This is a genomic window from Pirellulales bacterium, from assembly GCA_019636335.1.
GTDB lineage: Bacteria > Planctomycetota > Planctomycetia > Pirellulales > JAEUIK01 > JAHBXR01.
Map to the genome: position 1 here is coordinate 1 of JAHBXR010000033.1, position 22,917 is coordinate 22,917.

Annotated in this window: 17 protein-coding genes; 10 read left to right on the forward strand and 7 right to left on the reverse strand. The window is 65.4% G+C overall.

The window, feature by feature from the left end; genetic code table 11:
* Positions 1-532, forward strand: a 532-nt coding sequence (locus KF708_22595; GenBank protein MBX3415490.1) for a hypothetical protein, incomplete at its 5' end; no start/stop codon positions are given.
* A gap of 9 nt (positions 533-541) precedes the next feature.
* Here KF708_22595 and KF708_22600 read toward each other — a convergent pair.
* Entirely contained in the window at positions 542-2,638 is a 2,097-nt protein-coding gene (locus KF708_22600) for a S9 family peptidase (protein ID MBX3415491.1), read from the reverse strand.
* Positions 2,639-3,002: 364 nt separating this feature from the next.
* Here KF708_22600 and KF708_22605 point away from each other — a divergent pair, with 364 nt between their 5' ends.
* From KF708_22605 to KF708_22615, 3 genes are all read left to right on the forward strand, one after another.
* Positions 3,003-5,594 carry a ComEC/Rec2 family competence protein gene (locus tag KF708_22605; GenBank protein MBX3415492.1) on the forward strand — a complete coding sequence of 864 codons (2,592 nt, stop codon included), beginning with the start codon at positions 3,003-3,005 and terminating at the stop codon, positions 5,592-5,594.
* A 715-nt stretch (positions 5,595-6,309) separates the two neighbouring features.
* Complete coding sequence (locus KF708_22610; protein ID MBX3415493.1) at positions 6,310-6,540, forward strand: BON domain-containing protein; 231 nt, start codon at positions 6,310-6,312, stop codon at positions 6,538-6,540.
* Positions 6,541-6,698: 158 nt separating this feature from the next.
* The gene (locus tag KF708_22615) at positions 6,699-6,992 is read left to right on the forward strand and encodes a BON domain-containing protein (protein ID MBX3415494.1); all 294 of its coding nucleotides are present in this window, start codon (positions 6,699-6,701) and stop codon (positions 6,990-6,992) included.
* A 138-nt stretch (positions 6,993-7,130) separates the two neighbouring features.
* Here KF708_22615 and KF708_22620 read toward each other — a convergent pair whose 3' ends face one another.
* The 4 genes from KF708_22620 to rfaE2 are packed head-to-tail and all read right to left on the reverse strand — an operon-like array spanning position 7,131 to position 12,751.
* A complete protein-coding gene (locus KF708_22620; protein MBX3415495.1) occupies positions 7,131-8,285 on the reverse strand; it encodes a glycosyltransferase family 4 protein in 1,155 nt (384 codons plus the stop codon).
* Complete coding sequence (locus KF708_22625; GenBank protein MBX3415496.1) at positions 8,282-10,096, reverse strand: phosphotransferase; 1,815 nt, start codon at positions 10,094-10,096, stop codon at positions 8,282-8,284. The genes KF708_22620 and KF708_22625 overlap by 4 nt, the downstream gene beginning before the upstream one ends.
* Positions 10,086-11,141, reverse strand: a complete 1,056-nt coding sequence (gene waaF / locus KF708_22630; GenBank protein ID MBX3415497.1) for a lipopolysaccharide heptosyltransferase II — start codon at positions 11,139-11,141, stop codon at positions 10,086-10,088. The genes KF708_22625 and waaF overlap by 11 nt, the downstream gene beginning before the upstream one ends.
* Positions 11,142-11,185: 44 nt before the next feature.
* Positions 11,186-12,751: a D-glycero-beta-D-manno-heptose 1-phosphate adenylyltransferase gene (gene rfaE2 / locus KF708_22635; GenBank protein MBX3415498.1), complete on the reverse strand. Its 1,566-nt coding sequence runs from the start codon at positions 12,749-12,751 to the stop codon at positions 11,186-11,188.
* Positions 12,752-13,106: 355 nt separating this feature from the next.
* Here rfaE2 and KF708_22640 point away from each other — a divergent pair, with 355 nt between their 5' ends.
* From KF708_22640 to KF708_22660, 5 genes are all read left to right on the forward strand, one after another.
* Entirely contained in the window at positions 13,107-15,956 is a 2,850-nt protein-coding gene (locus KF708_22640; GenBank protein MBX3415499.1) for a hypothetical protein, read from the forward strand.
* A gap of 33 nt (positions 15,957-15,989) precedes the next feature.
* A complete protein-coding gene (locus tag KF708_22645; protein MBX3415500.1) occupies positions 15,990-18,419 on the forward strand; it encodes a DUF1559 domain-containing protein in 2,430 nt (809 codons plus the stop codon).
* A 347-nt stretch (positions 18,420-18,766) separates the two neighbouring features.
* Positions 18,767-19,780 (forward strand): 3-deoxy-7-phosphoheptulonate synthase, encoded by a 1,014-nt coding sequence (aroF, locus tag KF708_22650; GenBank protein ID MBX3415501.1) that lies wholly within the window; start codon positions 18,767-18,769, stop codon positions 19,778-19,780.
* 64 nt (positions 19,781-19,844) lie between these two features.
* On the forward strand, positions 19,845-20,087 hold the full coding sequence (locus KF708_22655) for a hypothetical protein (GenBank protein MBX3415502.1): 243 nt from the start codon (positions 19,845-19,847) through the stop codon (positions 20,085-20,087).
* The gene (locus KF708_22660; GenBank protein MBX3415503.1) at positions 20,084-20,440 is read left to right on the forward strand and encodes a type II toxin-antitoxin system PemK/MazF family toxin; all 357 of its coding nucleotides are present in this window, start codon (positions 20,084-20,086) and stop codon (positions 20,438-20,440) included. The genes KF708_22655 and KF708_22660 overlap by 4 nt, the downstream gene beginning before the upstream one ends.
* A 17-nt stretch (positions 20,441-20,457) precedes the next feature.
* Here KF708_22660 and KF708_22665 read toward each other — a convergent pair whose 3' ends face one another.
* Both KF708_22665 and KF708_22670 read right to left on the reverse strand, forming a co-directional pair.
* Positions 20,458-21,036: a thermonuclease family protein gene (locus KF708_22665; GenBank protein MBX3415504.1), complete on the reverse strand. Its 579-nt coding sequence runs from the start codon at positions 21,034-21,036 to the stop codon at positions 20,458-20,460.
* A 49-nt stretch (positions 21,037-21,085) separates the two neighbouring features.
* Entirely contained in the window at positions 21,086-21,391 is a 306-nt protein-coding gene (locus tag KF708_22670) for a hypothetical protein (protein MBX3415505.1), read from the reverse strand.
* Between the two features lie 713 nt (positions 21,392-22,104).
* Between KF708_22670 and KF708_22675 the strand changes: the two genes are divergently transcribed.
* Entirely contained in the window at positions 22,105-22,743 is a 639-nt protein-coding gene (locus KF708_22675; GenBank protein MBX3415506.1) for an HNH endonuclease, read from the forward strand.
* Positions 22,744-22,917 lie beyond the last annotated feature (174 nt).

Genomic DNA, 22,917 nt, shown 5'->3' on the forward strand with positions numbered 1-22,917 from the left:
TCCCATGAGCTCTGCGACGGAGTGGTCGCGATGTTACGCGCGCCAAGCACGCGCGGACTTCGATACGTTCGTCGGACTGAGTATTGCGACGGAGCTGTCTACTCCGGAATGCCATCGGCTGCTGTTCTTGCAGATGGCTTGTGAGAAGCTTACGAAGGCATCACTGTGCGGTAGTCGCTCGGACCCCAAAGTTCTTCAGACCTCGCACGCTTACACGCGGAAGAATCTGCCGCCTATCATTCAAACACAGCTCATTACGTTTGGCCGAAAGAAGAGCCAAATCCGCTCGTTGATGCCCCATATTCGACATTTGGCGCACGAGATCGAACTTCTCGCGCCGGCGGTCAAGCGGGATGGTGCATGTCCGGACAATTGCGAATACCCGTGGGAGGACGCGCACGGACATTTACATTCCCCCTTGGACGAGCAATTTGCTGCAGCGCATTTGATTGCCAAAGGGGCAACCGGACGCATCTTCCTCAAGGCCGTCTCCGCCGCCATCGATCAACTGGTCGTCCTCAAAGCGACGTAAGCCGCGGCGCTACTTGGCCGTCGTGGCGTTTGCCTTCAGGGCCTCGCTCAAACCCGGCACATCGGCTGCGCCGTGGGGCACCTCAATCGTCGAATTCTCAAAATCCTTGCCGACCGGTTCGTAGCGGCCGCCGAGATTCTCCGCCAAAAAGGCCTCGGTCACGGCGAAGAAGGAGAGGCGGTTCTCCGGCCGCGCGAAGCCGTGCCCTTCGTCCGGATACAGCACGTAGGTCACCGGGATCTTCTTCTCTTCCATCGCGGCGACGATCTGGTCCGATTCGCTCTGTTTCACGCGGGGATCGTTCGCCCCCTGACCGATGAGCAGCGGCTTCTTGATCGCCGAGACCTTGGCCAGCGGCGAACGTTCGTCGAGGAACTTGCGCCCCTCTTCGGTCGTGTGGTCCCCCACGCGATCCTTGAACTGTTGAATCGCCGGAGCCCAATAGGGCGGAATCGTGTTGAGCAGCGTCACGATGCTCGACGGACCGACGATATCGACTCCGCAGGCGAACTCGTCGGGCGTGAAGGCCAAACCGACCAGCGTGGCGTAACCGCCGTAGCTCCCCCCCATGATCGCCACCTTGTTGCGGTCGGCGATCTTTTCCTTTTCGGCCCAGGCCACGGCGTCGAGCAGGTCGTCGTGCATCTTGCCGGCCCACTCGCGATTGCCGGCGTTGACGAACTCTTTGCCGAAGCCGGTCGAACCGCGGTAATTCACCGACAACACGGCGTAGCCGCGGTTGGCCAGCAGTTGGTGCTGCGGGTCGAAGCCCCAGTCGTCGCGGGCCCAGGGTCCGCCGTGAACGAGCAGCACCAGCGGCAACGGCTTGTCGGGACGGCCGTCGCCATCGGTGTCGCTCTGCGGTGGCAGCGTGAGATAGCTCACCAGCTTCAGACCGTCGCGGGCCTCGATCACCACGGGGTGCATCTTCGCCAGCGGCAGCCCGGCGATGTCGTCGCGGTTGTTGAACAGGAAGGTCGCCTTCCCCTTCGTGCGATCGTAGAGGTAATAGCGCACCGGACCGTCGTCCATGATGTAGGCCACGGTCCACAGCTTGTCGTCGAGCGTACGGCTGCTGACCGTGATGTCGCCGTCGGCCACCGTGCGCAGGTAGTCGAAGTCTTTCTGCACCTTCGGATCGAGAATCTGCCATTCCTCGCGCGTGTAGTTGAACGACACCGCCTCGATGTTCTTCTCGGTCGGGTGCGCCATCGCGCCGCCGATGTCGGCCAGCTTGTTCTCGGCGATCAGCTTTTCTTCATTCGTCTTCAGATTGAGCGACTTGAGCGCCGCCGTGTTGCGACCCCGGCTGTCGATCAGGTACAGGATGTCTCCCGTCTTGTCGAAGCCCGCCGGGCTGGTGGTCAGCGTGTCGGCCATCGGAATCATCTGGAACTCGGTCCAGCCGCCGGCGCCGTCGGGCTGCAGGATCTCGTTGCCGCCGTCGGGGGTGAATCGCATGGCGAAGCGCACGCGGTAGTCATCGTCGGTCAGAAAGCCGAGGAACGACTCGTTCTTCTGGATTAACTTGCGCTCCCCCGTCTCGAGGTTCACGCGATAGATATCGTGGAACTGGGGATCGCGATCGTTCAAGCCGATCAAGATCTCGTTGGGAAATTTGTGGCTGACGCCTTCGATCTGCGCGGCCACCTTCTCGAGCGGCGTGAGATCGGTCGTCTTGCCGGTCTTGAGATCGACGGCATAGACGTGCCAATCTTCGTCGCCGCCGACATCCTGCACGTACAGGATGTGACGATTGTTGTAGGCCCAGAAGTAACTACGAATGCCGCGCTTCGTGTCGTTGGTGACCGGCTTGGCCGCGGCGATGTTATCGACCGGGGCGACCCACACGTTGAGCACGCCGTTGACGGGGGCGAGGTAGCTCAATTGCTTGCCGTCGGGCGAGATGCGGGCGGCGGCCTTCTGGGGATTGCCGAACAAGATATTCCGCGGAATGAGCTTCACGCCGCCGTCTCCTTTCGCGGGGGCCACGCGCTTGGCAGCCAGCCGGGCGGGGCGATCTTGTGCTCCGGCCGGCGGCGCCAGCACGAGCGCCGCGAGACCCGACAAGATCAAGGAAAAGCCAACTATGCCAAGGCGTTTCATCGCCGATGTCTCCTGTCGTTCTCGATGCTGAGGGGCCGTACCAGCCACCCAGAGCCGCGGCCCGAGGGCCTCGCTCGTGGCGGGCAGCATACCCGACCTGCCACAGACCCGCCAAGGCGGACCCCCTGCTGGCAGCCCGGCGCGCGGATCGTCTGCTTTGTATACGCCCCGCTTGGCCGACGGATCGCCCCCCACCGGTAGTTTCACGCCAGTTCGTGCCCGCGAAATGGTTTTGCCGCCTGCCGATCTGTCGTAAAGTGTTGCCGTGGCACGTGGAGAAGGGGGCGCCAGCAGTGCGCTCGAAGCCGCTGGCTCGAGCCGAATGGCGCACCCGGTGGGTAGGTCTTCCTCGGGCTTCTTTCGCATGCGACGCGACGTTCCAGCACCGGTAGCCGAGCAGCCCCGCGCCCCCTCGGCGCGCGAGCGTGCTGCGCGACGTGCGCTCGAGCCGGCGAGCGGATACCAGCCTCTGGTGCTGCTGGCGGCGGCCGTGGCGTCTGGAATCGTGTTCGATCGCTGGGGCACATTCTCTTTCGGGTTCTGGCTCGCGCTGGGAACTCTCTTGGGCGCCAGCTGGTGGCATTCTCGGCGCGCAGGCCAAGATCAACGGGCGGCGTGCGTCTTACTGCTGTCGGCCGCGGCACTCAGTGGCGCCTGGCATCACGCCTGCTGGCGACTTTTCGACGTCGATGAAATCTCGCGCTTCACGACCGAAGTGGCGCAGCCGGTCTGTCTCGAAGCGATTGCCGCCAGCACTCCCACGCGCGTGCCGGCTCCCCCGTTCGATCCTCTCCGGGCGCTCCCCTCGGGGGAGAGCACTCGGCTCGATGTGATCGTCACCGAGTTGCGCGATCGCGACGTGTGGCGGCGCGGAGCGGGACGAGCGACGCTCATCGTCGAGGGGCATCTGCTTGGCGTACGCTCGGGCGACCGGCTGCGCATCTTCGGGCAACTGGCCGGCCCAGCGCCGGTGTTGAACCCCGGCCAGTTCGATTTCGCCTCGTTCGCGCGCGGCGATCGCCAGATGGCGTTGATCCGCACCGATCATCCCGATGCCGTGACACGTATCGCGCCGGGCACGCGGACTACTCCCGCGGCCTGGCTCGACGCCTGGCGCCGTCAGGCGAGCTCCCTCGTGTGGCAGCACGTGGGCGCGGAACGAGCTGGCCTCGAGTCCGCCCTGTTGCTCGGCACGCGTCAGCAGTTAAGCCGCGAGCAGTTGGAGACCTTCCTTCACACCGGCACGCTCGACGTGCTGGCGATCTCGGGCATGCACGTGGCGCTGCTGGCCTGGGTGCTCTTTCTGGCGTTGCGCTGGGCGCTCGTTCCGCAGCGCCTGGGGTTGATCGCCATCGCGCTCGTGACGGTGCTTTATGCCTTGCTCACCGGGGGCGAGCCGCCGGTCGTCCGCGCCACGGTCTTGGTGCTCGTCGTCTGCCTGGGGATGGGTTTGGCGCGACAGCCGCTCGCGCTCAATTCGCTGGCGGCCGGAGCGCTCCTGGTGCTGGCCATCAATCCGGTCGATCTGTTTCGCGCCGGGGCGCAGCTTTCCTTTCTCGCCGTGTGCGTATTGGCCTGGATCACGCCGCGAGTCGTCCGTTGGCCGCGGTTGGACCCGCTCGCTCGATTGATTGTCGAGACGCGTCCCTGGCCTCAGCGCATGCTGCGTGCGTCATGCTTGTGGACCGTGCGCACGCTGACGGTCTCGACCGTGATCTGGCTCGTGATGCTGCCGCTGATCCTGACGCGCTTTCACGTCGTGTCGCCCATCGGCATCGTGCTGCACCCGTTGCTGATGTTGCCCGTGGGCGTGGCGTTGATTTCCGGCTTTGCGTTGCTCGCGTTGGGTTGGATCGCCACGCCCCTGGCCGCGGCGCTGGGCGCGATCTGCAACGTGGGTCTGGCCATCACCGATCGACTGGTGCGCTGGGGCGAGGCAGTACCGGGAGGTCACTTCTATGCGGCGGGACCCTACGAGTGGTGGATGATCGGCGCGTATGGAGGCTTCGCTGCCTGGGCGATGCTCGGCGAGCGCCGTCCACCGGGGCGCTGGTGTCTCGCGCTGACGATAGCCTGGCTGGGAATCGGCTTTGGTGCGGCCGCGGTCGAACGAACGGGTGAGCGCGCCCTGCGCTGCAGCTTTGTCGCCGTCGGTCATGGCACGGCCGTCGTGATCGAGCTGCCGAGCGGCGAGACGTTACTCTACGACGCCGGCCGTCTCGGTTCTCCCGCTGGCGCGACGCGCGATGTGTCGGGCGTGTTGTGGGAACGTGGCATCGGGCACCTCGACGGTCTCGTGGTGTCGCATGCCGACGTCGATCATTTCAACGGGGTGCCCGGACTCGTCGAGCGGTTCTCTTGTGGGTCCGTGTTCGCGGCGCGTCCCATGATCGCCGAAGGATCGCTGGCGGTGAAAACGCTGTGGGGGGCGCTCGAGGCGCACGGGATCGCGCTGCGCGAGGTCCGCGCCGGCGATCGCCTGCAGAACCGCAGCGGCGCGGTGCTCGAGGTGTGGCACCCACCCGTCGACGGCATCCTCGGCAGCGACAACGCGAACAGCATCGTATTGGCGATCGAGTACGCCGGCCGCCGCATTTTGCTCACCGGCGATCTCGAAACCCCTGGTCTCGAGGCGGTCCTGGCCGAGGCGCCGTATGACACCGACGTCCTGTTGGCTCCCCATCATGGCAGCCCGAGAAGCGACCCCCCGGGCATGATCGCGTGGTCGTCGCCCGAGCATGTGGTCATTAGTGGAGGCTACGACGAGCAAGTGGCGGGCGTGGCCCAGACGTATGCCGCGTCGGGGGCTCAGGTCCTGCACACGGCGGTTGTCGGCGCCGTCACGGTGAGCATCTTCCCCGGCCCAGACGACGCCTGTCCAGGCCGGTTGACCGTCGAGACGCACCGCCTCGGAAACCGCCCCGGATCGCACTATCAAGTCGTTACTCAGCCGTAAGTAGGCATTTTCCGGAGCGATTGACCAGCGATCTGTTTCGTGGGCCTTGCATCGAATCGCGACTCGAGTAAGCTATAAGAAGTGCGGCGGAGCTAGTCTTTGCCGCGCGGGCCGTAGGTTCCTGCCCCACCTGCGGCTTTTTTTATGCGCGGAGGTGCAGTTGCGCGAGCATGCATGGGCCGTCTCGCCAGGGGTGGCATCGATCGGGCGCGGAAGCGGCGCATCGATCAACAAGTGTCGCCCTCGAAAGGGACATTCTTCGCGCCCTTCTATCGAGTCGTCCGTCGAGGCGTGATCTCGACGAGAATGCTGGCAATGCTGGCAAACTCTGGCGCCTGTTGGGGTGCGAAAAAGGGCCTGATTTGGCCAGAAATCTATGAGTCGCGCGCGTGAGGCGGCTCGTCCCCCAGGTGGCGAAGCATGTACGTGTGAAGGAAATCAGAAATTCCCGAGAGGCTTCGCGCGGCGCGGGTTGACATTTCGAAGTGGCACCACGTACAGTGAACGCGAGTCGATCCTGCCTTGCATGCCGATTCGTGCGTTGTGCGGGCTGAGTGTCGCTTTCGAGCAGGCGGTTTGGGCGTTATGCCCGGTTGACTTCGGCTCTGGATGAGACCGAAGCAAACGTCGTCAAGACGACAGAGTCGTGGGGTCCGTTCCCGCGACCTGAGTGCGAAGTGCCCGTATCGCTACAAGGAGGTTGGCAAGGATACACATGGCCGACCAGACTACGATCGAAAGTGCCCAGCCTCGTGCCCAAGCGGCGCTTGCCACGAGCCCCATCTTCGATTTGCGCGGGCTGCGTGTGGAAGAAGTAGAGGGCGGGCTTCTGCTCAGTGGTTCCGTGACGAGTTATTACCACAAGCAACTCGCGCAGGAGGCGGTTCGCGCCGTCGCGCTGGGGGTGCCGGTGATGAACTCGATTCGCGTAGCCAGTTGTCGCTAGCGGGCGATTCGGACCTGATTCGGGTCGTCGCCGGCCAGCCTCTTTGTTTGCACGGCAATTGTGCTCAACTCGTGCCGTGCGAGCAACGTGGGAAGCAAGACCGCCTGCGATGGCGGTGTCCACGCCTAGGGTTTAGTTGAGGGAAGGAATGTTCGTACATGGGGTTTGTTTTGGATGGTAAGGGGGAGACCGCGCTCCTCGAACGTGATTGCGTCGTGAGTTGCGGGGGACGCGACGTGAGCCGCGCCGCGGCCAGCCAGGCCGCCACGATTCGTCGTCTGATCGCCGAGCGAACGGCCGGCCAGATTCGCGACCTGTCGGTCGCCGTCGAAGGCCGAGGCGTGGTCCTGTCGGGGCGCACCGCTTCGTTCTACTCGAAGCAATTGGCGCAGCACGCCGCCATGCCCATGATCGGCAATCTGCCGCTGGTCAACGAGATCGAAGTCGCTTAAGCAGCTTCATGGCCCGCAGCGGGCACACGAAGTTGTGTGCCGCCGAACCACTTACGTGTTCGGCGGTCGTGCTGCATCAACCCGAACCCTTAGATGTTGATGCAGCACGAGCGGCCCGGTCGAGAATTCGACGGGCCGCTAGGCCGCCAGGCGTCGCGTCTCGGCGATCTCGCTGTAGACGTCGAGCATCTCGCGGCAATTGCGATCCCAGGAATGCCGCTCGGCCAGTTGTCGCGCGGCGATGCCCATGCGCTCTCGCGCGCCCGCGTCGAGGAGCGGGCGAAGCCGCTCGGCCAGTTCTTCGACGTTGGCGGGATCGTCGACCAGGTAGCCCTCGCGCCCCTCGGTCAACAGCTCGCCCGCGCCATTGAAGCGACTGGTCACCACGGGCAACCCCGCGGCAAAGGCCTCGAGCACGACCAGGCTGCAGGGATCGTAGAACGTGGGCTGCACATAGACATCGGCGGCGGCGTACCAGGGAGCAGCGTCGTCGACCGAGCCCAGAAAGGTCACGCGCGGGCCGACGCCCACGCGCGCCGCGAGTCGTGCCGCGGCGGCATGCCGCTTACCCCCCGCCACGGCCAGGCGAACGGGCGCCCCCGAGGCCGCCAGGCGCCCCACGGCGCGCAACAACGTCGGCACCCCCTTGAGCGCAAAGTTGTGCGCCACGATCAGCAGCAGCACTTCGTCGGGGCCGACTCCCAGCTTTTCGCGCAGCGGAGTGCGGTAGCGGGCCCGATTTTGCGGCGTGAACTGGACCAGATCGACGCCATTATAGACGAGCCGCATGCGCTCGGGACGCACGCCGTGGTAGCGGGCCAGATCGCGGGCCACCATCTTCGAGATGGCGATGATCGTCCGGCCATCGTCGGCGTATTGCCGCGCGACGAGCCGATCGAACTCACGATAGCGCGGCAGCCAACGCGCAAGCGCTCGCTTCCAGGGACGCCATGCTCGCGGCAGCAGCAATTGATTCTGCTCGAAGGCGGCGCGGCGGGCACCCCCGTGCGGCTGCAGCACGTCGCAGTACCAGCCGCACCCCGTGTCGTGGACGACGTCGAGCCGCAGCGTGCGGAGGCGATGTTCGACGGCGGCGGCAAAGCCCGTGCGCGTGCGGGTCCCGCGGACTTCGTGCGCGGTGATGCCCGTGGCCAGTGCGTCGTCGGCGAAGCTGCTGGCGACGACGTGAACTTCATGTCCCGCCCGGACCAGCCAGTGCGCAAAGCGCGCGGTCCATTGTTCGACGCCCCCGCGTCGCGGATCGAAGTGATCGAGCACGAGGCCGATTTTCATGGGTGCAATCCCAGGGTCCATTCCATCCAGCGTTGCTTGCGCAAGACTCGCCGGATGAGTTGCTTGTCTTGCGGTCGAAGTTTACGCACCCCCAGGTATTGTTTGATGAAGGCCATCTTGTGCGCGCGAGAGATGCGCTCGCGCGGCGCCGAGTAGGCCAGTTGTGCCAGGTCCTTGACGATCCATCGTCGGCGCAGCCGCGTGCGATGCTGCACGCGCTGCAGGTCGATGAGATGGACGCGGAACTCGCCTGGCACGTGCTCGCGAATGAAGAAGTGGCAGCAATAGAAGTCGCGGTGGTTGTACCCCATGGCGTGAAAGTGACGCGCCACGGACGCCACCTCGCCCAGCAGCGTGTCGAGCGCCGCATTGCGCAGGCCGTGACGTTCTCCCGTGATCCGATCGACCGCTAGCGCCGCGCCGTCGTTGAGTGCCGGGAAGCGTCGTCGCAAGAAATGATCCAACTGCGTGCAGCCGACCAGTTCTTCGGTGAGAACGAACGACTCGAGCAGTCCGTCGGCATGGAGCCCCTCGCCGTAGGCGATCAAGCGCATGGCCGCGATGCCGCCGCGCGCGAGCCGCGCGATGTTGCGCGCCTCGACGCGCCCCGCCGTATCCCCCGGATCGAGCCCGAGCTTCGCACGAAAGCGGGTGTTCCAGGTGCGAATATGGTGCTTCTTGAGGAACGCGCCGCGCGGCGCGTGTTCGCCATCGTCGAGCACGAGACGCCAGTTCTCTCGATCTGCCAGGGCGCGCAGGCATTCGCCTGCGGTGGTGGCCATCATGTCGGCGAACGTGGCCCGGCCTTCATGCTCGAGGTGAGGTCGAAACTCGGGATCGATCCACATGCGACCCCGTTCGATGGGGGCCAGCGCCTGCACCGAGCGATGGGCGGCGGTATCGCTTTCGCGGATCTCCCAAATCTTGCGTCGACGCAACAGCCGTTCGACGCGCCGTCGCGTGGCCGCCAATAACTCGGCCGCGCGATCCTCGAGCTGCGCCGCCGATAAGTAGCTGTCGAGAAAGCGCTCTTCGTCGCGCTCGCTCGCCAAGCGGCGCGGCAAGGTCGCCCAGAGGGCGGCCAGGTCGCGAGCACGGCGGGCAAGCGAAGGGTTCGCGTGGTACGTGCTGCGCTGAAAGTCGAGGAACGCCACCTGCCAGCTCGCGCCCGTCGTCGCCACGTGGACGTGGTTGGCGAACAGGTCGGGCTGGTTGTAGCCCGTCGCGTGCAGTCGCGCGACTTCGCGTGCCAGGGCGCTAAAGAACTCCCCCCGTCGCGCGGATGAGGTCGTGACGGCGTCGGACGACAGGTACTCGGCGAGTGGCACCGTTCCGTCGAGGCCTTCGACCACCAGGCAGGCCTGGGGTCGCCAGAGCCCCTGCTGAACGCAAGCGATCGGTCGAGGCACGTTGATTCCCGCCTCGCGCAGCGCCCGCAGCACCTCGAACTCGGCGCGGCATTTCGTCCAGTAACCGCGGCCGGCCAGCACGTGCCGGAGGAGATCTTTCGTGTGCGTTGACGTCTCGCGTTTGAGAAACAGGACGCGCCGCAAGGCGCTGTCCCCCCCCAGCACGACGCGGAGCGTCTCGCGCCCCGGTCGACCGCGCGCCACGAGCACGCCATCGGTGCGCTCCAGCAGCGATGCGAGCTCGTCGAGTCGTTCGGCGCCGACCAGCGCGGCGAAGGCCGGATCGTGCCAGTGAAAATCGAACGGACCCGCCCCGCGCGACAGGCGGCGCCTGGAAGACTCGGGCGTGAGCGTGGAACGTCTCCACCGCGAGCGCGTGCGCGACTGGTGGTCAAGCAGCATGCGAGCCTCGCGCCGGGTGGTGCAATTGCGCGACGACGGTACGCTCGACTTCATCCACCGAGAGATCGCGCATGCACTGGTGGTGACCCAACGGGCAGACGCGGCGCTGACAGGGCCCGCACGGTAATCGTTTCTGCAGATGCACGGCGCGCGGATAGTAGTTTTCGCTCCACTCGATGTGCGTGGGGCCAAACAGCGTGACGACCGGCACTTGGAAGGCTGCCGCGAAATGGCGCGGCCCGCTATCGGTGGTGACCATGAGCTCCGCGCGGCGGACGCAGGCCTTGCTCAAGCCAAGCGAGAGGGTTTGATCGGCCAGGCTGACGACGTGCGGATGCCCGGCTTCTGCCACAATCCGCCGCGCGATCTCGCGCTCGCTGGGACCGCAGATCACGAGCACGTGCCGCGCGTGCGACGTGGCCAGGCGCCGCGCGAGCTCGACGAAGTATTCCGTGGGCCACAACTTGGCCGCACCGTACGCGCCACCGGAGTTCAGCACGACGACGCGCCGTTCGCCGGGCAGATGGAGCGCGTGCCAGGCCGCGTCGGCACGCGCCTCGTCCTCGGGCAAGGTGGCCAGCTCGATCTGATACGAGTCGGGGGGGCAGCCGAGCTGCGCCGCCAGTTTGTGATACTCGTCGATCACCGGCGACGGGACGAACTGTCCCTGTTCGCGATGATGGTAGAGCCGCTCGGTGAGCAGCAGACCTCGCCCGTAGCGATCGAAGCCGATGCGGCGCCGCGCGCCGCTCGCCCAGGCCAGCAGGCCCGTGCGAAACGAGTTCGTCAGCAGCAGCATCGTCTCGAAGCGCTCGGCGCGCAGTTGCCGCACCAGACGCCAGCCGCGCCGCTGGCGATCCTTGGTCCGCGGCTGATAGACGATCGTACGGTCGAGCCACGTGGTGCCGGCCAGCGCCTGATCGATCGGCGGGCGCAGAATGCCCACGATCTCGGCGGTCGGCAGTTGTTGGCGGATGGCGCGCAGGGCGGGCGTCGCCATGACGGCATCACCCACCCAGTTCGGCAGGAAGATCCCCAGCTTCATGCGGGCAGAGTCCTGAGTGCTTGCACGTGGCTTGTTCGAAGGCGTTACTTCGCTGCCGTGTCGCGAGCGCTGGCAGGCGCTCTGGCTGCATCGGCCGTATTGGGAAACTTCGTATGCGGTCCGCGCAGGGTCTGATTCTCGGCCAGCGAAGCGACGATCGCCGTAGTCGAGATGCCCTCGACCATGCCGGTGACGCAGACGCGACCGCCGTACTCTTCGACCACTTCGTGTCCCACGACTTCGCTCGGTTGGTACGTGCCTCCCTTCACGAGCACATCGGGACGCAGCCGGTGGAGCAGCTCGCAAGGGGTGTCGTCGTCGAAGAGCACTACGTAGTCGACGCAGGCGAGCGCGGCGAGAATCGCCGCGCGGTCGGTCTCGTTGATCACCGGGCGCGTGGGGCCTTTCAGACGTTGTACGCTGGCATCGCTGTTCAGCCCGACGACGAGCTTGTCTCCTAGTTGCGCGGCCTCCTGCAAATAGCTCACATGGCCGACGTGCAGCAGATCGAAGCAACCGTTCGTGAAGACGATCGATTTGCCTCGTGCGCGATGCGCGATCGTCAGTCGCTCTAGCTCGTCGATGTTCACGAGCTTGGACTGTCCCACGGGCTGATCGGCCAACAGGCGCTCGCGAATCTCGTCGCGCGAGACCTGCGCCACGCCGATCTTTTCCACCTCGAGGCCGGCCGCCACGTTGCCAAGCTGAATGGCCACCTCGGGGGACGTGCCCGCGGCCAGCGCCACGCCGATCATGGCCAGCACCATGTCGCCCGCCCCCGTGATGTCGTAGACCGAGCGGGCCCGCGTGGGAAAAAGCTCGCCTCGGCCGTCGGGCCAGACGAGCGCCATGCCGTCGCGATCGAGCGTGACGATCGCCATGTCCAGCTTCAAGGCGCGGCAGAGGCGTTCTCCGGCGCGGAAGGCGTCCTCGGCCGTGTTGATCTTGAACCTGGTCGCCAGCTCGGCCTCGAGACGGTTGGGGGTCATCGTCGTCGCGCCACGATAGCGGCTGTAATCGCTGCCTCGAATCGGATCGACCACGACGCGCACGCCGACGCGATGGGCGGCCTCGATCGTCTCGTGCAAGACGCGCGGCGTGCAGACCCCTTTGTCGTAATCGGAGACGAGCAACACGTCGTGCTCGCGCAGCCCCTTGGCGATGCGGGTGATGAGCTGATCTTCGAGTTCCTGGCAGACCGGCTCGCGCACTTCGCTATCGACGCGCAGAATCTGGTGCGGATGGCGATTCGCCGCGCGACCGATAAAGCGTTCTTTCACCGTGGTCGGACGCGTGCGGTCGACCAGCACGGCCGCTTCGTCGACGCCACTGTCGATCAAGTGTCGCCGCAACAAGCTTCCGTCGCTGTCGGAACCGACGATGCCGACGCAGGTGGTCTCGGCCTCGAGCCCCCGCAGCATGTGACAGACATTGGCCGCCCCACCGAGTCGCGCCTCGCGGCGGTCGGCACGCAGCAGAATGACGGGCGCTTCCTGGCTCACGCGCTCGGCGTTGCCCCAGGTGTATCGGTCGAGAATCAGATCGCCCAAGACCATGACCCGCGGTCGAGAAAGCTGTTCGAAGACGCGGAGCAAATCGGCGTGGCTCATAGGGTGGCCGGTCCTCGGAGTCGGTACGAAGGGTGAGCCGGTCGGCCATTCGAGCGCGACCGCCAGCGCCGCGACCGCTCGGGCGACTTGCCCGGGTCGTTCACTGGGGCACGAAAGATAGGACTGGGGCCGATTTGGGTCAATGTCAGCAAGCGGCCGGGCGCCGTGCTAGCACGGTGCCGCAGGAGATTCCTAAGTCGCACTGCCGGCACGTCTTTCTGCCGCGCGGCTTTTGCAGCACCCGGGTTGCGTGCGGTACATTGGAGAATCGGAACAGCAGGAGGGCGTGGACGCGCACTATTTCCGGCCCGGGTCGCCGCAGGGGCGGCCTGGCCTCGAGCGGCGCGCTGCGCCGATGGCAATGCCCCCGTCGACGCAAGAATTCTGGCAACTGGCTCAAAAGGCCAGGCTTCTCACCGCGGCCGAGGCTGCGCGCCTGCAGGTCGAATTCGCGCGGCACCGGCCCGACGCCAGCGGCGCCGAAACGGCGGCCGACGCGACGTCGTTGGCCCGTTGGTTGGTGGCCAACGGTCAGATCACCCGCTACCAGGCGAAGACCCTGCTCGCGGGCCGGGCGGGACCTTTTCTCTTGGGGAATTACGTCCTGCGCGAGGCCATCCGCGAGGGGCGCCTGGCCGGGCTGGCCCGGGCTCGACACGTGGCCAGCGGTTACGACGTCTTGCTCGCCTTTTGCGACGAGACGACCGCCTCAAGTCCGACGCGCCTGGCGCAGTGGGAGCGCGCCGCCCGCGCGGCGTGCAAGACGATCTCGCCGCGCTTGTCGCGCACTTACGAGGTCGTGACGCTCGGCAAGCGACGGTTCGCCGTCGTCGAGAATCTGTTGGGCGCAACGGTGGCCGAGCGGCAGGCGCGGGGAGAGAAATTCACTCCCGAAGAGGCCTGCCGCATCGTCTACGAGGTGGCGATCACCGCCATCACGTTCGATGGCGCCGGACGCGTCCACGGAGAGATTCGCGCGGACAATGTTTGGCTCGACGATGCGGGGCACGTCAAGCTGCTGCAGTTTCCTCTAGCGAGTGCTGCGTCGAAGCAAAAAACCGAAGGGGCGTCGGCCGCACACGCCGACGTGCGCGCCCTGGGCACGCTGCTCTACTGGATGCTCTTCGGTCGGTCGCCGAGCGCCGATGCGCGCGAAGGTCGCAATCCGCTCGCGCGCGCGGCAGCCGATCTGCCCGTTCCGTATGCGAGACTGCTCGAGTACTTGCTCACAAGCGATCCGGCCAAGCGTTATCAGACCTTGGCCATGGCCGTCGACGGGCTGGCCGCTTTGGTGCCGGTTTCTGCCGGCGAAGCCGTCGCCGAACCCCCCGACCCCGCGCGTCTGGCGTACGAGGCGACACTGGCGACACCGCCCGGCGTAACGGCCGAGATTCCCGCAGTGGAAGTCGACCCCATTTCCCTGGCAGAAACGGTGGCCTGGCCCATCGAGCAGATCGCGCCAGCCTTGTCGGCGTCGGGCGAGCATCCCGTCGTGAGGCCCGCGACGGCACCTGTACATCACGACGATCCGTTCGCTTCGCTCGTTCACACCACGACGACACGCCGCCCGCCACAGGGGAATCCTCTGCTGCTCTTGGCCGTGCTGTTAGCGGTGGCGGGCGCGTCGGGGTTTGGAGTGTACGCCTGGCTGACGTATGGCGGCTCTCCATCGGCGGAGACGGCACCCTTGCCTGCGCCGACCATAGCTTCGGCGCCGGTCGCCACGCCTGGGGCGCCTTCGCCGGACAGCGAATCGCCGAGACGCGCAGAACCTCAGCCAACCGCACCCAGCCCGACGGCGCCGAGCGCGCCCCCGGCGCCCGAAGATCTCGGCGTGTGGCAATCGCCTACGTCGGGCGAGGCCGTCGACCTGGCGTGGATCGCTCCGACGAGTCAGATGTTTCTCGTCTGGCGACCGGCCGAGTTTCTCGCGCAGCCCGAAGGAGAACGGGTCCTCGCCTCCTTCGGGGCCTTGGGACAGCAGACGCGTCAGGCCCTCGAAAAACTGGTGGGGCTCCCCTGGCCGAACGTCGAACAACTCACGGTCGGATTCTTACCCGACGGTAACGGTGGGCTGCGTTATTCGCTGGTGGTGCGCACGCTGGAGCCGGTCACGTCGGCAAGTTTGCTGTCGGGGCGCGGCCCCGCGATTGTCCGCAGCTTGGCTGGGCAGACCGTGCAGGAACTGGATGGCTACGGTTATTTCCTTCCGCCCGAGGAAGAGAAGCTGCTCGTGGTGGCGCCCTTCGATGAACTGGGCAATCTGATCGCCGACGAGGGAACACCCCCCGCGCTGCGCCGCGAGCTGGCCGAGCTGTTGTCGGCGAGCGATCGCGACCGCCACGTCACCTGGTTGTTCGTCCCCAGCTTCCTCTCGACCGGTGGCCGAGCCCTGTTGACCGATGGCGCCGAACGCTTGCGCATGCCGCTGGTGGAGTTGTTTGCCGATGACACGGCCGCCGTGCTCGCCAGCGCTCATCTCACGGCGGACGATCTGTTTCTCGAGTTGCGTCTGGCGGGCACGACCGAGACGCTGCCCGACGCGCTGGTCGCCCGCTGGCAAGATCGTGCCACGACCTTGCCGGCGGAAGTGAGCGATTACGTCGCGTCGCTCGCTCCGTCGGCCTATAGCGCCAAGGTGCTCGAACGGTTTCCCGAGATGGTGTCGATCTTGTCGCGCTTCACGCGTAGCGGGGTGGAAGATCGCTGCGCCGTGCTGCGGGCCTATCTGCCCGTCGTGGCGGCGCACAATCTGACGCTGGGTACTCAACTGGCGTTGGTCGAGCAGGCAGCTTCCGGCACGACCGCGGGCGGAACGCCGTTGGCCGACACGTCGAAGCGGGGCCTGGCCGAGCTGCTCAATCAGTCGACGTCGCTTAGTTTTCCCCGCAATACGCTGGAGCAGGCCCTACTGATGCTGGGGGAAGGGATCGGCACGGAGATCGTCATTTTGGGGGCCGACCTGCAATTGGAAGGGATCACGAAGAACCAGTCGTTCGGATTGGACGAGCGAAACCAACCGGCGCGAGAAATCTTGCTGAAGATCCTGCGTCAGGCGAATCCGGATGGCAAACTTGTGTATGTCGTTCGGGCGAAAGAGGATGGCAGTGGCGAGGCGCTGTTCGTCACTACCCGGGCCGCGGCGGCCAAGCGAGGCGAGACGTTGCCGCCGGAGCTTGCCACGGAGCCCATGAAGTCCCCCTAGACTTGTGTCGTTTGTCGCGGGAGCGCTGGTAGCGTGGAACCCCTTTCGATCACCTGCACGACCTGCAACACGCGGCTGCGCGTGCGCGACAAGGAGGCGCTGGGCAAGATCCTGGCCTGCCCCCGTTGCGGTGGCATGGTGCAGGTTCCGGCGAAGGAGGTACAGGCCGAGTCCGCCATCAGCAGCGACGCACCGACGGCCACCCAGCCCACCGGCGTGGCCAGCACGCCGAACGATGCGGGTCTCGAATTGTCCGGCGCCGCGGCACAACCAGGTCGGAGGCCGTGGATTCTCGGCGCGTGCGGTGTACTGCTCCTGACGATCGCGGCCGTGGCAGGTTGGGCGCTCTTGTCGTCGAACGAAACACCACCGTCGGTGGCCGTCGCCCCGATCGAGAAACCGGTCACGCCGATAGAAGTTGCCGAGCCCCCGGCCGATCGCACACTGGTGGAAGTTGCACCGCCCGAGGCGAGCGAAGAGCCAGCGCCCGTTGCCGAAGAACCCCCGCCGGCGTCCGAACAGCCGAGCGACGCGCGCGGCGTCGACGACGCGAATCACCAGCGACTGGCCGAGGCTTTGCAAAAGCATGCGGCCGAGCAGGGAGAGTATCCCGTCGGCGCGGCTGGCACACCGCAACTGCCAGCCACGGAGCGTTTGAGTTGGATCGCCACGCTCTTGCCCTACTACGGGCATGAGGATTGGCACGCGTCGCTCAATTTCCGGCGCTCGTGGAAGGACGAACAGAACCGGCCGATCACCACGCAAAAGCTCAGCGAAGTGACCAACCCCGCCCTGACTCCTCTGGAAGGAGATGCTCCGGAGGCGGAGTTCCCCGCGACGCATTATGTCGGCGTGGCGGGTGTCGGAGCCGATGCGGGCGACCTGCCCATCGATCATCCCCGGGCTGGCGTGTTCGGTTTTCAGCGGCGCGTGCGCAGCACGGACATTCCTGACGGTGCATCGAATACGATCGCCGTGCTGGGGGCGAGTGGCAACCTGGGACCTTGGAGCGCGGGTGGGGCCGCGACGGTGCGTCCACTCACACAGGCTCCTTATGTGAATGGCCCCGACGGCTTTGGCAGCGGCACGCCCGATGGTCTCGCGGCAGGCATGGCCGATGGTTCCGTGCGATTCTTCTCGAAGGATGTCGACCCTCGCGTGTTGGAGCAAATGGCTACCATTGCCGGCCACGAAGCGGCGCCGGTCGAAACGCCCCTGGCCGGTCCCGCGCGGGCGCCAGCGAATCCGACGGCGGATGGTGCTCCGGCCGCAGTCGAAGCCTCGCCGTCTGTCCCCACCGCGGATACCCCCCTCGCCACAAGCGACGACGAGCCATGGCGCGCGGCCGTCGAGGCGCGTCTCGCCGATCCGCTGCTCGAGTTGGCCTTTACCGAAATCGCGCTGTCGGACTTCGTCGATTTCATCTCGCAGTTGAGCACGCTGGAAATCACGCTCGACCTCGATGCCCTGGCCGAGGCGGGAGTCACGCCCGATTTGAAGTTCTCGATTCACCTGGCCGAGACGACGGTCGGAGATGCACTGAAAGAGGGGCTCGCGGAACTGGGGCTGGCCTACACGGCCGACGCTGGCCGACTGGTTGTCTCCAGTCCGCGGCGCATCGGCGGGCAACTCCGACTGGTGCGGTACCGTGTCGGCGATCTCACGGGCAGCGCCCCGGCTTCGGTCGAGGCCTTTGCCGAACTGGTACGAACCCTGGTCGAACCGGCGACGTGGAGCGAGGCTGGCGGCGCAGGGACCCTCGAACTGGTCGGCGATGCGCTGCTCGTGCGGCAAAGCGATGCGACGCATTACGACCTGCTCGTCCTGTGCGAGAAGCTGCGCGTGGCACGTGGCGGACGTCCGGCGAGTGTCGGCGACCCCTCTCGTTTCGCACTGGCCAGCCGCAGCCAGCAGGCACAAGTCAAGCTCGACACGCCGCTGCGTACGGTGAACTTTGGCGAGGGCACCCCCCTGACGAAGATCGTCGACTTTCTGCAGTCCCAGGCACGGGTGAATCTCACTATCGATTGGCAGGCCTTGGCGCCGGCCGGTATCTCGCGCGAGGTTACCGCCTCGTTGGTCGTCGCGAATGTGCCGCTGGGCGAAGCGCTCACCAGATTGCTCGAACCACTGGAGTTGGACTACCTGGTGGTCGGACCGCGGACGTTTCAGATCACGTCGAAACAGCAGGCCGCCTCACGGCGCGAGCTGGAAATCTACCCCGTGCGCGATCTGCTGGACGGCTCGACCGATGAGGGGACGGTCGTGGCTCGCTTAACGTCGGGGTTGGCCGGAGTAGTGGTGGCCCGTTTCGATCGGCCCTCGGCGAGCGTTTTGTTGTTGGCTCCCCAGACGTTGCAGCGCGAGGTGGAAGCCCGCCTGACCGCCTGGCGTGCCGAGCAGTCGCCGGCCAAGCAGGATGCCGCGGCAGCCACGCCGGGCGAGGCCGCCAAGACACGGTAACCTGGCGGAGAAATCACCGCGCTCTTGTCACGCAGTGCAACCGAAGACACAATGTCGCTATGAGCTCGCACGTCACCTATCGGCCCAGCTTTATCTTTAGCTTTACCCGCTACACCAGCGGGGCCGGAGGAGGCGTGTAACGTTTATCTCCTCGTTGCGAAGTGCATCGGCCCCGCGATCGACTCGATCGGCGGGGTTTTTTGTTGGTTTTTGGGAACCGTTTGCGGTCAACGTTCCGGGGGCGATCACCGCTCGTAGAACGGCTGGCTGAAAACATTACAACTGGTCGCACGCGCTGCTCGTCCTGTCGGCGAGAGTTGCCTGCGACCCTGGCTAAGGAGCTGGTCGTGATCGTCGTCATGCGAAAAGAGGCCTCGCAGGCCGAAGTGGAACACATGGTCGAACGCGTGCAGCAGTTAGGCCTCAAGCCGCACGTGATCGTGGGGGTCGAGCGGACCGTGATCGCCGCCGTCGGCAGCGAAAGCAAGGAGCTGAAAGAGTCGCTCGAATCGGGGCCCGGCGTGGCCGAGGTGCTGCCGATCCTCGCTTCCTACAAAGTCGCCAGTCGCGAGTTGAAGTCGGAGCGCACCGTGGTGACCGCCGGCAGCTTGTCGTGCGGCGGCCAGCAGATCGGCGTGATCGCCGGGCCCTGCTCGGTCGAAAGCGAACAGCAAATCCTCGACACGGCGCGGGCCGTCAAGGCCGCCGGCGCGACGGCGCTGCGCGGCGGAGCGTTCAAGCCGCGCACGAGCCCTTACAGCTTCCAGGGCATGAAGGAAGAAGGGCTCAAGCTGCTGGCCAAGGCGCGCGAAGAGACCGGGCTGGCCGTGGTGACCGAGGTGCTCGCCACCGAGGACGTGCCGCTCGTGGCCGCTTATGCCGACGTGCTGCAGATCGGCGCGCGCAACATGCAGAACTACCGCCTGCTCGAGGCCGTCGGGCGCGAGAAGCAGGCCGTGCTGCTCAAACGCGGTCCCAGCGCCACCATGGAAGAGATGCTGCTGGCGGCCGAGTACATTCTCGACGCCGGCAACCCGAACGTGATCCTCTGCGAGCGCGGCATCCGCACGTTCGAGGCGCATACGCGCTTCACGCTGCCGCTGGCCTCGGTGCCCTATCTGCACGCCAAGACGCACCTGCCGGTGGTGGTCGACCCGAGCCACGGCACGGGGCACACGTATCTCGTGCCGCAGATGGCCGCCGCGAGCGTGGCCGCCGGCGCCGATGGACTGATCCTGGAAGTGCATCCCGACCCGGAACGCGCCGCCAGCGACGGTTACCAGTCGCTCAACTTCGCGGGTTTTCGGCAGACGATGGAGCTTTGCCGCCGCGTGGCGACGGCGCTGGAGCGTGCGGTGTAGCTTAATTACGCGCCCGCGTTATTAGCCGGACGCGCAGCGCGGTATGATAATTAGGGAGGTACTTATGGCCGCTGAAATCACTCGCGAAATGCGTGAAGCCGTCGAAGCAAGTCGTGGCGGGCCGATCGATGTCGTCGATTCCCAAACGCAAAAGCAGTTCGTGTTGCTACCAGCCGAGGCGTATGCAAAACTGCGCGCCGCGATGGACGAAGGTACTCGTTTCGCATTGAGGGAGATGGGGCGCAGGGCAGGTTGGGACGATCCGTCGATGGATGTCTATGATCAGCTCGACCCACGTCAATCATGAAACTGACACGGGGTGACGTTGTACTCGTCGACTATCCATATACGGATCGTACGGGCAGCAAAGTTCGCCCTACTGCTGTTGTCTCGGCGGACGAACTGAATCAAACCGACGATGTCGTACTGGCGGCCATCACGAGTGTGGTACGACCGAAGTTGGATGCGTGGCAATTGCAGATCAATCCAGCTAGGCCCGATTCGCGCGGCACTGGCCTGCTTGCAACCTCGGTAATCGATTGCGGGAATGTGCTCACTGTCGACCAAGGCTTTGTATTGAAGAAGCTCGGACGACTTCCCCGTAGCATCATGACACAAGTCGATAATTGCCTTGCCAAAGCGCTTGGAGTTAAGCCGTAGTGCTTCGCGATGCCCACTCAAGCCGCTTTGCGATTCGCCTGGGGACGTTCGAGCGACCAGATGCCGCGTTCGGCCTGGCGGGCCTCGTCGGCCGCTTTGCGAAAGCGCGTCTTCATCGACGATGAATAATTGAACTGCAGCAGCGGGCGGCCGAGCCCGGCGCGCAACAGCTCTTCGTTCAGCAGGCGATCGCCTACCCAGGCATAGGCCAAGTAGCGCCCGTACGCATCGACGCGCTCGCGGTCGAATTCGAGTCGCACGGTTCCGCCAGAGAGAAACTGGCGCGTGAACTCGCTCGCCTCAGCGCCCCAGGGTTCGGGGGGCGTGTCGGGTTTGACCGTCTCGGGCGTATCGACTCCGAGCAGTCGCACGCGCGAGCCATCCTCTAATAAGAGTGTGTCGCCATCGACGACACGGCGGATCTTATGTTCGCCAGCGGCGAGCGATTCCGTGACCGGCGCCGGCGCGTCGACCTGGTGGTCGGTGTTGCTGTCGCTACAGGCGCGCGCGGCGAGCAGGATGGCGACCAGCACCGCCACACCGAGCGAGGCTTTCCGCGGACGGCGGCGCGGCTCGAATCGCGGCCCGTGGTTCATAGAGCGCCTTCGCGATTCCTGCGCGGAATCGCCTGGAGGGCAGCAGCGATCAGTTCGTGCTGAATTGCAGGTGCTTCGTCACGTCGCGCCCCAACGGGTTCTTCATGAAGCGGCGACGGCACTCGGGGCAGAGGTCGAAGTGCAACTTCTGGTAGGCGGGCGTCACGTTCTCGAGGTCGCGGTCATCGAGACGCTCGAGCACTTCGTTGATTTCCTGCAAGTGATCGCGGTCGTCTTCCAAGTCCGATTCATCGGTCGGTTCGACGACGGGAAAGACCTCGAGCTTCACGACGTACCGGACATCCTCTTCCGGGTCGATCTTCCGTTGGCAGAAATCGCACGAGTAATGCAGCATGGACCCGCTCCCTGCGGCTAGATGAACAAACGGTCTGCGAATCAAGGGCGTCGCCTTCCAAGCCACGCCGACCAATTCATCCTAATGACGCACGCAAAACCGCGACAAGCCGTGTTTCGCGCTTTTTGCCAGCATATTTTTCTCATGCAGCGCGCTGCTGGCATGGTGCTTGACAGGCGCGCGTCGAGCTGTTCTTCGCTTGGAATCCGACGTGCGCGGCTCGATCGTTCTCTTCCGCGGAGACGACGCCAGCACGGGGAACGGGCATTCCCGGCCATGACAGCAGGTGATGGAATGCGTGCCGTACCAAAATCCGCTCGGAGCTCGACACGAATTGGCTCGCGCGATGCACCGCTATGCTCCAGGCTCAGACGCCGACCGACGGGCACTTTTCCCGAAGGAACGGGCAAGACTCGTGTGGCAGGAGAGTAGATCTGGCGAAATGAATCGGGCTGGGATAGATTGGAGGGCAGAGTCGGAAGTCTCTCCGGGGACGCCGCCGCCCAGAGCATGCGAGCGACGGTCTGCCGCGCGAACTCCGTGCGCAGCCATGTTGTCTATGCACCGCGAACGCACAGCGCTGGTGCCAACCAGGCACGCGCCGCGACGCGCCAGGGCGCAGGGGATAGAGCAACCGGACACGTCCTGGCCTGCTACCAGGCCGCGTCCCGCTGCTCTCGCGACTCCCCTGTTACTCCCCGGAGAGAGAGTTTATGACTGCCGTGGCTCCCGCGCTTGATCCCCTCGGGGCAAGTGTGTTGGTGTTGAATCGCCTTTACGTGGCGGTTCACGTGATCAATGTGCGCCGCGCGTTCTCTTTGTTGTTCCGCGAGCTCGCGGAAGTCATCCATCTGGAAGATGGCCAATACGCCAACTACGACTTCGAGTCGTGGCGTGAAATCAGCGAATTGCGGGCCGAGTTCAAAGAGCCCGATCAAGACTGGGTCCGCTCGGTCAACTTCGAGATCCAGGTGCCGCGCGTCATCCGGCTGCTGTCGTACGAACGGCTGCCGAAGCAGGTGATCCGCTTCAATCGGCGCAATATCTTTGCCCGCGATGGAAACCGCTGTCAGTACTGCGGGCGTCGCTTTCCGATGAGCGAGTTGAGCCTCGATCACGTGATGCCGCGCAGCCGGGGGGGGGACACGAGTTGGGAGAACATCGTCTGCAGTTGCGTGAAGTGCAACGTCCGCAAAGGGGGACGCACGCCGCACGAAGCGAACATGAAGCTCGTGCGGCCCCCCGTCAAACCGAAACGCAGCCCGTTGCTCACGCTCAAGCTGGGCAATCCGAAGTACGAGAGCTGGAAATCGTTCCTCGACAACGCCTACTGGTCGGTCGATTTGAAGTAGGCGCCGGAAGCAAGAGCGAGACGGTCCAAGCCGGGGGGCGCGAGCAACGTCTATAAAAAAACGACCGTTGCGGAAGGATCAAGATCCGCAACGGTCGTCGGCTGGTGTTGCGTGCTGGGAGCGTCGCCGCACTTGCTCGACAAGCACGCGCGAAACCGCCTGGCTGGCTGACGG

Bases quoted from the DNA above. Each gene is read 5' to 3' on its own strand.
- KF708_22655 (MBX3415502.1), top strand. From the start codon at position 19,845: ATGGCCGCTGAAATCACTCGCGAAATGCGTGAAGCCGTCGAAGCAAGT.
- rfaE2 (MBX3415498.1), bottom strand. From the start codon at position 12,751: ATGAGCCACGCCGATTTGCTCCGCGTCTTCGAACAGCTTTCTCGACCG.
- KF708_22640 (MBX3415499.1), top strand. From the start codon at position 13,107: ATGGCAATGCCCCCGTCGACGCAAGAATTCTGGCAACTGGCTCAAAAG.
- KF708_22600 (MBX3415491.1), bottom strand. From the start codon at position 2,638: ATGAAACGCCTTGGCATAGTTGGCTTTTCCTTGATCTTGTCGGGTCTC.
- KF708_22665 (MBX3415504.1), bottom strand. From the start codon at position 21,036: ATGAACCACGGGCCGCGATTCGAGCCGCGCCGCCGTCCGCGGAAAGCC.
- KF708_22675 (MBX3415506.1), top strand. From the start codon at position 22,105: ATGACTGCCGTGGCTCCCGCGCTTGATCCCCTCGGGGCAAGTGTGTTG.
- KF708_22670 (MBX3415505.1), bottom strand. From the start codon at position 21,391: ATGCTGCATTACTCGTGCGATTTCTGCCAACGGAAGATCGACCCGGAA.
- KF708_22610 (MBX3415493.1), top strand. From the start codon at position 6,310: ATGGCCGACCAGACTACGATCGAAAGTGCCCAGCCTCGTGCCCAAGCG.
- waaF (MBX3415497.1), bottom strand. From the start codon at position 11,141: ATGAAGCTGGGGATCTTCCTGCCGAACTGGGTGGGTGATGCCGTCATG.
- KF708_22620 (MBX3415495.1), bottom strand. From the start codon at position 8,285: ATGAAAATCGGCCTCGTGCTCGATCACTTCGATCCGCGACGCGGGGGC.
- KF708_22605 (MBX3415492.1), top strand. From the start codon at position 3,003: ATGCGACGCGACGTTCCAGCACCGGTAGCCGAGCAGCCCCGCGCCCCC.
- KF708_22625 (MBX3415496.1), bottom strand. From the start codon at position 10,096: ATGCTGCTTGACCACCAGTCGCGCACGCGCTCGCGGTGGAGACGTTCC.
- KF708_22615 (MBX3415494.1), top strand. From the start codon at position 6,699: ATGGGGTTTGTTTTGGATGGTAAGGGGGAGACCGCGCTCCTCGAACGT.
- KF708_22660 (MBX3415503.1), top strand. From the start codon at position 20,084: ATGAAACTGACACGGGGTGACGTTGTACTCGTCGACTATCCATATACG.